General features: G+C 66.5%; 7 protein-coding genes. 2 read left to right on the top strand and 5 right to left on the bottom strand.

Annotated features, from left to right (window positions below):
- Window positions 1-166: 166 nt before the first annotated feature.
- From E3O67_RS12805 to E3O67_RS12830, 5 genes are all read right to left on the bottom strand, one after another.
- On the bottom strand, window positions 167-1,636 hold the full coding sequence (locus tag E3O67_RS12805; RefSeq protein WP_135102869.1) for a malate:quinone oxidoreductase: 1,470 nt from the start codon (window positions 1,634-1,636) through the stop codon (window positions 167-169).
- A 99-nt stretch (window positions 1,637-1,735) separates the two neighbouring features.
- Window positions 1,736-2,188: a DUF1801 domain-containing protein gene (locus tag E3O67_RS12810; protein ID WP_134432665.1), complete on the bottom strand. Its 453-nt coding sequence runs from the start codon at window positions 2,186-2,188 to the stop codon at window positions 1,736-1,738.
- Window positions 2,189-2,210: 22 nt separating this feature from the next.
- Window positions 2,211-4,958, bottom strand: coding sequence for an EAL domain-containing protein (locus tag E3O67_RS12815; RefSeq protein ID WP_135102870.1), 2,748 nt, complete (start codon window positions 4,956-4,958; stop codon window positions 2,211-2,213).
- Between the two features lie 37 nt (window positions 4,959-4,995).
- Window positions 4,996-6,075, bottom strand: a complete 1,080-nt coding sequence (locus E3O67_RS12820; protein WP_135102871.1) for an aspartate-semialdehyde dehydrogenase — start codon at window positions 6,073-6,075, stop codon at window positions 4,996-4,998.
- Window positions 6,076-6,504: 429 nt separating this feature from the next.
- Window positions 6,505-7,842 carry an aspartate kinase gene (locus E3O67_RS12830; RefSeq protein WP_134432671.1) on the bottom strand — a complete coding sequence of 446 codons (1,338 nt, stop codon included), beginning with the start codon at window positions 7,840-7,842 and terminating at the stop codon, window positions 6,505-6,507.
- Window positions 7,843-8,288: 446 nt separating this feature from the next.
- On the opposite strand from E3O67_RS12830, the gene E3O67_RS12835 reads away from it, so the two are divergent.
- Window positions 8,289-8,930, top strand: a complete 642-nt coding sequence (locus tag E3O67_RS12835) for a TetR/AcrR family transcriptional regulator (RefSeq protein ID WP_134432673.1) — start codon at window positions 8,289-8,291, stop codon at window positions 8,928-8,930.
- Window positions 8,931-8,936: 6 nt separating this feature from the next.
- The gene (locus E3O67_RS12840; RefSeq protein ID WP_135102872.1) at window positions 8,937-9,908 is read left to right on the top strand and encodes a DUF5692 family protein; all 972 of its coding nucleotides are present in this window, start codon (window positions 8,937-8,939) and stop codon (window positions 9,906-9,908) included.
- Window positions 9,909-10,070 lie beyond the last annotated feature (162 nt).

Below are 10,070 nucleotides of genomic sequence, written 5' to 3' on the forward strand. Positions count from 1 at the left end.
CACCCCGGCCACTCCGCACGCCCCGGCCACCCCGGCCACTCCGCACGCCCCGGGACCCCCGGCAGCTGAAACCCCTCGAGCACCGGGCAACCCGGGCACCCCGCCCCGCCCCGGGCGCGCCCACGCCAGCCGCAGCCCCTGCGACCCGGGCAACCCCGGGCAGCCCCTACGCGGTCAGGTGCAGCACGGCCGCGGTGGCGGCCAGCGACGCGGCGGCAGCAGCCGGATCGTCGGAGAGCTTCGTGCCGAGACTCGGGATCATCTCGCGCAGCTTGGGCTCCCATGCCGGATACTGCTCCGGGAAGCAGCGCTGGAGCAGGTCGACCATGATCGGGGCCGCGGTCGAGGCTCCCGGCGAGGCGCCGAGCAGCCCGGCGATGGTGCCGTCGGCGGAGGTGATGACCTCGGTGCCGAACTGCAGCACGCCGCCCTGGTCCGGGTCCTTCTTCATTACCTGCACGCGCTGTCCGGCGGTGATGAGTTCCCAGTCGCCGATCTTCGCGGTCGGGATAAACTCCTGCAGCGCCTTCAGCTTCGTCTTCTTTGAGGCGAAAACCTCTCCGATCAGGTATTTCATCAGACCAAAGTTGTGCGCAGCCACGGAGAGCATCGGCCCGATATTGTGCAGGCGGATCGAGAACGGCAGGTCAAGCCAGCTGCTGGACTTGAGGAACTTCGGCGTGAAGCCGGCGTACGGGCCGAACAGCAGCGAGGTCTCCCCATCGACGACGCGGGTGTCGAGGTGCGGCACCGACATGGGCGGAGCACCCTTGGCGGCCTTGCCGTAGACCTTCGCGTGGTGCTGGTCGACGAGCTTCTGGTTCGTCGTGCGCAGGAACTGCCCGCTGATCGGGAACCCTCCGAAACCCTTGATCTCGGGGATACCGCTCTGCTGCAGCAGCGCCAGGGCGCCGCCGCCCGCGCCGACGAAGACGAACCGGGCGTTGACGACGCTCGGGTGGTTGCCGACCAGGCGGCGCAGGTTGAGCTTCCACGTGCCATCCGTGCGCTGTTTCACACCCGTGACCTGCTGGTTCGTGTGCACGCCGACACCCTCGGCGGTGAGGTTGGCGAAGAGGTGGCGGGTGAGGGCGCCGAAGTCCACGTCGGTGCCCGATACGATTCTGGTCGCCGCGATCTTCTGGTTCTTCGGGCGCTTCTGGGTGAGAAGCGGGGTCCAGGTGCCGATCACGGCCGGGTCCTCGCTGTACTCCATGCCCGCGAACAGGGGCTCTCCCTTGAGCGCCGCGAACCGCTTGCGCAGGTATTCGACACTGCTCTTGCCATGCACGAATGTCATGTGCGGCGTGGAATTGATGAAGTTGGTGGGAGCGGGCAGCACACCCGTCTCCACCAGGTGCGCCCACAGTTGACGGCTGATCTGGAACTGCTCGTTGATGGCCACGGCCTTGGCCGCGGTCACCGTACCGTCCTTCGCCTCGGGCATGTAATTCAGCTCACACAGCGCAGCATGGCCGGTGCCCGCGTTGTTCCACGGGTTCGAGCTTTCCTGAGCGACTTCCCCCAACCGCTCGTAAACCTCAATGCTCCAGTCGGGCTGCAACTGCTTGATCAAGGTACCGAGGGTGGCGCTCATGATGCCGCCACCAATAAGAACGACATCAATCTTCGCCATTGGATTCACCCTTCCACCATATCGGTGGTAACGGATGCCTCCCGCCGGAACGCAGGCGCGTCAGGTTACGGTTGGCTCCGAAACGGTGCACGAAGCGGCTCAGTCGCGGCTTCTCACCCGCTCGTAGTTCGCAATGAAATCGTCGACCGACACGCTCGCGACCTCGCGCGCGATGAGGTCGAGATCGAGGTCGGCCAGCGTCTTGAAACGCACGCAGCTCTTGCCCATGTTCAACGTGCGGCCGGTGGACGTCCAGGCGGCGCGGAACGCGGCATCCTTCTCGGGAAAGCTGTAGAGGCCCATCAGGTAGAGCGAGTTGTAGTTCTTCTGGGCGGCCAGGCTGACATAGGCCAGTGGCTGCTTGTTGTACGTGTTCGGGTAGGTCTCCAGCGGCACCACCCAGCCGAGGATGCCGTTGTAGACCCCGAGCCGGTAACCGTCGGGCATGGCATCGCGCACGGTGTCGAGCACCGGGTAGAGCAGGGCCCGCCGTTCGGGATCGAGGTCGAGAACGAGCGTCTCCACCTCGAACGGAACCGGTTCTATGCTCATGAATTCAAGGGTAGTGGAACGGTCAGAGCTGCGGCACAGCGGCCGGAACGGCGGCAGGCACTGAGCCGTCTGCAGCACCGACGACCGGGAGAACGGCGGCAGGCACTGAGCCGTCTGCAGCACCGACGACCGGGAGAACGGCGGCAGGCACTGAGCCGTCTGCAGCACCGACGACCGGGAGAACGGCGGCAGGCACTGAGCCGTCTGCAGCACCAACGACCGGGAGAACGGCGGCGAGCACGGCCGGGCTCCTCGGCACGACCGCGCGGGCGCCGTGCAGTTCCAGCCGTGACAGGGTCTTCTCGAAGCTCTCCGGCACGCCGTAGTGGAACCCCTGCGCGCTCCGGATGCCCAGCGCACTCAGGTGGTTCACCATCGCCTCGTTCTCCACGCCCTCGACGATCATCGAGTACTCGAGGTTGTCGCCGAAACCCTGCAGGGCGGTGAGCACCTCACGCTGGCGGATGTCGTCGAGGTCGTCGACCAGGCTGCGGTCGATTTTGAGGATGTCCATGGGCATCCGCACCAGGGAGTCGACCGAGGAGTCCTGGGAGCCGTAGTCGTCGAGCGCGATCATCATGCCGAGGTCGCGCAGGCGGTCGGCCTGGGCACGGATGGCCGGGGTCACCTTGGTCATCGACCGCTCGTTGAGCTCGAGGCAGAGTGAGATGCCGGGGTAGCGGTCGGCGAGCTGCTCGATGTAGGTGCCGACGCGTTCGGGCAGGATCTGCCCGGCCTCGACGTTGATGGTCATGCAGACCACGCGCGGCTCGACCAGCCGGAAGTCCGCGGCCGCGGCCATGGCCTTCACGGCCACCTGGCGGGTCATCGCGTCGAGCCGGCCGAGACCCTTCGCCTTCTCCACGATCGACGGCGGAGACAGCGGGCCGAGGTCCGGGTCGGTGTAGCGCACGAGGGCCTCGAACGCCCAGATCTGCCCGGTGACGAGGCTGACGATGGGTTGGAAGGCGAGTTCGAGCAGGTCCTCGTCGATGGCGTTGGCGATGATGTCGTTCATCTGCGAGGAGCGGTGACTGGAGATATTGAGGCTGCTCTCCTTGGACGGGCCGCCTCGCCGCCGGGACTTCTTGATCGCGAGCATCGACCGGTCGGCATCCTGAACCAACTGGTTGACGTCGGTTTCCCGGTGCGCTGAGTAGGCCAGTCCCACGCTGATGATGGGGCTGTGCGATGTCTGGCCGATGACCATCGGCTCCCCGGAGACCACCAGGATGCGCTCGGCGATGGACTTCGCCTCGGCCAGTGACGCGAGGTGGGTAAGGATGATCACGAACTCGTCGCCGCCGACCCGGGCAACCACGTCGTTCGGACGCACCACGGCGCTCAGCCGGCGCCCGAGCTCGCGCAGCACCTCGTCGCCGGTCTGGTGGCCGAAACGGTCGTTCAGGCGTTTGAACTCGTCGAGGTCGATGAACAGCACGGCCAGGGCCTCGGAGTAGTCCCGGTGGTCGTTGATGTTCGCCAGGGCTTCCTGGAACGCGCCGTAGTTCGGCAGGCTGGTGAGAGGATCGGTGTTGGCCCGCAGGGTGAGGCCGGCGATGTTGCGGCGGGCCCGCACGACCATCTCGGCGGTCGTGGCGAGGGCCTGCAGGGCGCGCTTATCGTTGCCGGTGAAGGCGCCGTCCATGGCGTCGCGCCGGGCGACGATGTACTGGTCCGGCCCGATGGCGCCGGCCAGGGGCAGCAGCATGCTGATCTCGCCCGGACGCGCGGGTTCGCTGCGCACGACGACGGACTCGGCCCCGATCGCATCCGCCACCACGCGGCGCAGCAGATCGGTGACGGCCGCCGGGGAGCCGGGCTCGGGGGCCGGGAATTCGGCGGCGGCGCTCGTGTTGGGGCAGATGTTGTCGGCGGCGCTCATCGTGGCGATGCCCGTGCCGGCGGTGCCTATGCCTGTGGTGGCGGTGCTGGTGTTCCCGGTGCTGGCGGCCCGGCCGGAGGGCTCGGCGGCCGGGTCGGCGGCCAGCGCGCTCGTGGCGGCGACCATGCCCGCCAGCCGCTTGCGCATGACCGTCATCATCGTGGAGACCTTGACCACCGAGGCGATGATCATCAGGGTGAACAACACAATGACGGCATCGAGAGTGCTGTTGACCTCGACCAGGAACGGCACTCCCACGACGCTCCAGTGCGCCGCCGCCACCGTGACCACGACGGTTCCGATCAGCACGAGGAGAACCCGCAGCGGCGACAGTGGGCGCGCGCCGCCGCGCCGCCCGGTTGTCCGAGGGCCGGCGACGAAACGCTGCCGCAGCACCTCGGTCACAATGATGAAGACGACATAGCCCGAGGATGCCGCGGCCACGCCCGCGAGGATCGGCGTTCCTCCGACGGTGAACCCGGAGAACAGGCCGATAGCCACGAGGGCCCCGGCACCCTGGAGGCCGGCACTGTAAAGCGCGACGGATGCCCGCTGGGACTCGACCAGGATGGCCAGCAGAACGCCGAGCACGATCACCCCCGCCGAGACCTGCAGGGAGAGCGTCGGGGCCAGCGCCGGCAGCGCCAGCACGGGGAGGCTGATCATCGGACTGCGGTGCGCCACGGCTCCCACGCGCACCCAGGTGAGCTCGAGGATGGCCGCGCAGACCACGCCGACCCCGGCGATCAGCCAGCTGTCCGACGGGTCGTCCAGGAGGAGCACGAGCGAGGCGAGAATGAGTGAAAGGCCGATTCCGGCAAACGCCAGGAACGCCAGGCGTTTGACGCCGCTGGAGTTCCGAATCTCGTCCACGAAGTCTGACACTAGCGGAGTGTGCGGCTGGCCGTACACCACCACGCGGTCAGCGAACGAGCAGGTCCGCCGCGACGAGCTCCGCGATCTGCACGGCGTTGAGGGCTGCACCCTTGCGGAGGTTGTCGCTGGTGATGAACAGGGCCAGTCCGCGCCCGTTCGGCACGCCGCTGTCCTGGCGTACACGGCCGACGAAGCTCGGGTCCTGGCCGGCCGCTTCGAGGGGTGTGGGGACATCCGTCACGACCACGCCGGGGGCGGTGGCGAGCAGTTCGAGGGCGCGGGCGACGGTCAGCGGGTTGGCGAACTCGGCATTGATCGAGAGGGCGTGGCCGGTGAAGACGGGCACGCGCACGCAGGTGCCGGAGACGAGCAGATCGGGCAGCTCGAGGATCTTGCGGCTCTCGTTGCGAAGCTTCTTCTCCTCGTCGGTCTCGAAGTCGCCGTCGTCGACGATGGACCCGGCCAGCGGGATCACGTCGAACGCGATCGGGCGCGCGTAGACCATAGGCGCCGGCATCGGCACGGCGGACCCGTCGTGCACCAGCTGCAGCAGGTTGTCGCTCTGGGCGGCGGCGCGCACCTGGCTGGCGAGTTCGCGGGCGCCGGCGAGGCCGCTGCCGGAGACGGCCTGGTAGGTGCTCACGATGAGGCGTTCGAGGCCGGCCTCGTCGTGCAGCACCTTCAGCACGGGCATGGCCGCCATGGTGGTGCAGTTCGGGTTGGCGATGATGCCCTTGGTCGCGAGCTTGATCGCCTCGGGGTTGACCTCGCTGACGACCAGCGGCACGTCGGGGTCCATCCGCCAGCCGGAGGAGTTGTCGATCACGGTCACGCCGGCCGCGGCGAACCGGGGAGCCTGAGTTTTCGAGAGCGTGGCGCCGGCGGAGAAGATGGCCACGTCGAGGCCGCTGGGATCGGCCATGGCGGCGTCTTCGACGACGATCTTCTCGCCCTTGAAGAGCAGCACGGATCCCGCGGACCGGGCGGACGCGAAGAAACGGATGCCGCTGATCGGGAAGTCCCGCTCCTCCAGCAGGCGGCGCACGACGGCTCCCACCTGGCCGGTGGCTCCGACGACGCCGATCTGGATTCCTGCTGCGGTGCTGGTTGCTGCGGTGCTGGTCACTGTGTTTCCTCCGCTGGGTGCCGTGGCAATTGCTGCTTCGGCTCGTGTTCTTGCTTCTTGCACTTGCACTTGCACTTGCACTTGCACTTGCACTTGCACTTGCACTTGCACTTGCACTTGCACTTGCACTTGCACTTGATTCTTGCGTCTTGCTTCTTGCCTCTTGCCTCTTGCCTCTTGCCTCTTGCCTCTTGCCTCTTGCTTCTTGCTTCTGTGGCTAACTCAGGAGATTCTCCCGATTTGAACCGAATTCCGGCCGAATCGGGCCTGTGGCCTCTGCTTCTCCTGAGTTAGCCACGGGGGAACCGGGTGAGCGCGGTCGGCGCCGGTTGAGGCCGGGCCGGACACCGGGCCCGGCTCCGACTGATCGGGTCCGGCCGGGGCGGACGGGTCCGGCCGGGTCCGGCGGGTCGGGCCGACGGATGCCCGCTAGCGGCCGGTGCCACCGTGCACGACGGCGTCGTTGGTGGAGTCCAGGCCGAATGCGGTGTGCACGACCCGCAGCGCCTGGTTGATGGTGTCGGCGCGGGTGACCACCGAGATGCGGATCTCGCTGGTGGAGATCATTTCAATGTTGATCCCGGCCTCGAACAGCGCCTCGAACAGCTTCGCGGAGACGCCCGTATTGGTGCGCATGCCGGCGCCGACGAGAGCGAGCTTGCCGATCTGGTCGTCGTACTGCAGTCCGGCGAATCCGACGTTGGCCTGCTCATTGGTCAGCGCGGTGAGCACCTGCTGGCCCTCCGACTTGGGCAGGGTGAAGGAGATATCAGTCAGCCCGGTAGACGCGGCAGAGACGTTCTGCACGATCATGTCGACGTTCGCGTTGGTCTTCGCGACGATCTTGAAGATCTGCGCGGCCTTGCCCGGGATGTCGGGAACGCCGACGACCGTGATTTTGGCTTCGCTCAGGTCGGCGGCGACCCCGGCGATGATTGGCTCTTCCACTGTCTCTCCATTCGCGGATGCGTTATTGGGATGCGTGCGCTCGGTGGCCGACGAATTCGGGATCGCGACGTGCGGGCTCGTGGTGTCGGGGTTGTAGACGATCGTTCCCACGTTGTTGTTGAACGAGGACCGCACATGCAGCGTCACACCGTGCCGACGCGCATATTCCACCGCACGAATGTAGAGGACCTTGGCACCCGCGGCGGCGAGCTCGAGCATCTCCTCGCTAGAGATCCGGTCGAGCTTGTGGGCGCGGGGAACGACGCGCGGGTCCGCGGTGAAGACGCCGTCGACATCCGTGTAGATCTCGCAGATGTCGGCGTTGAGGGCGGCGGCCAGCGCGACGGCGGTCGTGTCGGAGCCGCCGCGGCCGAGCGTGGTGATGTCCTTGGTGTCGCGATTGAAGCCCTGGAAGCCGGCGACGATCGCGACGGCACCCTCGTCGAGCGCATCGCGGATGCGCCCGGGAGTCACGTCGACGATGCGGGCGGCGCCGTGCTGGGCATCCGTGATCATGCCGGCCTGGCTGCCGGTGAAGGAGCGGGCGTCGTAGCCCATGCTCTTGATCGCCATGGCGAGCAGCGCCATCGAGATGCGCTCACCCGCGGTGAGGAGCATGTCGAGTTCACGCGGCGCGGGGATCGGGGTGACCTGGTGCGCGAGGTCGAGGAGTTCGTCGGTGGAATCGCCCATCGCGGAGACGGCGACGACGACCTCGTTGCCCGCTTTTCGGGTGTCAACGATTCGTTTGGCCACACGTTTGATGCTTTCGGCGTCGGCGACGGATGATCCGCCGAACTTCTGCACGATCAAGCTCACGTGGCACTCCAAAGGTTCGGGGACGCGGGCACAGCCAAGCTCCCATCATAAATGCTGTTGTATTCGCGGCGGTTCATGTGACGTTCCGCGTCCGGAGTCGACACTCGACCGCAACTGTTGCCAGGGCGGACAACTGTTGCCGGCACACCGGGCACAGTTGTCCGCGCCGGCAACAGTTGCGGCAGCGGAGCGGAGCGCGCAAGCGGAGCGCGCAGGCCGGGCGGGCAGGCCGGGCGGGGCGGGGCGGGCAGACAGGCCAGCCAGGGCGGCGCGAACGGTCGAACGAGGAGGGGGCGAGGTGCAGAGGCGACGGATGCCGCGAGGCGGCAGGGACATCCGTTGACGCTCTGTCATTGACACAGTGTTAATCGTGGTCGTAGGATCTGGAACAGTGGGCGGCTCTCGCCCCGCCAGAGGTTTTCGACACAGCCGTTGAGGAGGCTCCGATGCCCGACGCTTTCACATCGAAGACGCCCGTGCGCCAGAGCAAGCAACCGGACGAGCGCCGGGACGAGATTCTCCGGGCCGCCCGGGAACTCGTTGCCGAGAGTGGGGTCGCCCGCGTGTCGATCACGGACATCGCGGCCCGAGTCGGGGTCACCCGCGGCCTGATCTACCACTACTTCCCGGACAAAGAGGCGATCATCGACCTCATCTGCGAGGACCACATCGCGGAGTTCGTGGCCGACCTCGATCGCTGGGATGCCGCGCGGATCCCCGGCGACATCGACCGCGCCCTGGTGGACTGCATAGCGTTGTTCCGCCATCACCTGCACCGCACCGACCTATTCAGGGAGGAGCTCGGCCGCACCGAGTACGCGGGCCTCTACAACGAGTTCGTCGACCGGGCGGTCATGGCCGTCGTCGATCGCCTGCAGGTCACCACCGTCGAGGCCTACGCGCGGCGGCACCAGATCCGGATCGACAATGTCGCCGAAGTGTTCTACGTGCTGGTGTTCGGTCTAATCGGCCTCGTTCGATCGAAGCCCGCCGTCACGGACGAGGTGCTCGTGGCGATTGTGCGCCAGACGCTGCACCTCGAGCGCACCGCGCCGGCCTCACCGTCTTCATGCAATTCAAAGGAGTAGTCGCACATGTTCCTATTCGAAACCATCCCCTGGTCGTCCACCCTGATGTGGTTGGCGGTCGTCGCGGGACTGATGATCGCCAACGAGGTCGCCCGGTCCAACAAATGGGCGGCGCTGGTGCTGTTCATCGCGCTGCCGGTCGCGCTCACGCTCTTCGTCTGGCCGACTACCGCCGGCGCCGGTTCCAGCACGGGAACCTGGTTCCACTGGGTCAAGGTCTACTCGGCTCTCGCCGGATGCCTGGGCTTCATGGCCATCCGTTTCATCCCGCGTCTGTCCAAGAACCGGTACGCGCTGATGTTTCCCGCATTCATTCTGGCTCTCAACATCTTCGAGGCCGTGATTCGCGACTTCGAGGTTTACGGACTGAACGGGATGGTCGACGGGGTCTTCATGGTGGGCGGGCCGTGGAACATCATGAACGGTATCGCCGGGCTGCTGAACCTGGTCACGATCTGCGGCTGGGCCGGCATCATCATCAGCCGCGGCCCGAAGAAGGACATGATCTGGCCGGACATGCTGTGGTTCTGGATCATCGCCTACGACCTCTGGAACTTCGCCTACGTCTACAACGCGGTCGGGGACCACTCGTTCTACGCCGGCGCGGCCCTGCTCGTCTCGTGCACGATCCCGGCCTTCTTCATCAAGCGCGGCGCCTGGCTGCAACATCGCGCGCAAACCCTGGCGTTCTGGATGATGTTCACTATGGCCTTCCCGACCTTCGTGTCCAGCTCGTCGTTCTCGGTGCAGTCGTCGCACGATCCGGTCGCCCTGTTCGCCGTCAGCGCCCTGGCTCTCGCCGCCAACATCGCCGTTGTCGTCTACCAGATCTACACAATCGTGAAGAGACGGCGCAACCCGCTCACCGATGAACTGTTCAGTCACCTTCCCGCGTACCGCAAGGTTCTCGACGCGAACAAGGCGCTGGCGCCAGAGGTGGCCGGCGCGCAACCGCGGGCGACTGCCAGCGCGAAATAGAACACCGTAACTGCGGAGAATTTCGCGACACGCGGCATCCGTCGCCTGGGGTAACCCGGTCTTTTCGGACGGGGTCCTCGGTTTCATTTTAGGCGGCGAGTGTGAGTTTGATGAGTCGTTCGGTGGGTGTTGAGTAGCCGAGGGTCTGGTGCAGGCGAACGT

Origin of the sequence: Cryobacterium sp. TMT3-29-2, from assembly GCF_004564305.1 — a bacterium.
GTDB lineage: Bacteria > Actinomycetota > Actinomycetes > Actinomycetales > Microbacteriaceae > Cryobacterium > Cryobacterium sinapicolor.

Coding starts and splice junctions, on each gene's coding strand:
- E3O67_RS12805 (WP_135102869.1), bottom strand. CDS start 1,636: ATGGCGAAGATTGATGTCGTTCTTATTGGTGGCGGCATCATGAGCGCC.
- E3O67_RS12810 (WP_134432665.1), bottom strand. CDS start 2,188: ATGAGCATAGAACCGGTTCCGTTCGAGGTGGAGACGCTCGTTCTCGAC.
- E3O67_RS12835 (WP_134432673.1), top strand. CDS start 8,289: ATGCCCGACGCTTTCACATCGAAGACGCCCGTGCGCCAGAGCAAGCAA.
- E3O67_RS12840 (WP_135102872.1), top strand. CDS start 8,937: ATGTTCCTATTCGAAACCATCCCCTGGTCGTCCACCCTGATGTGGTTG.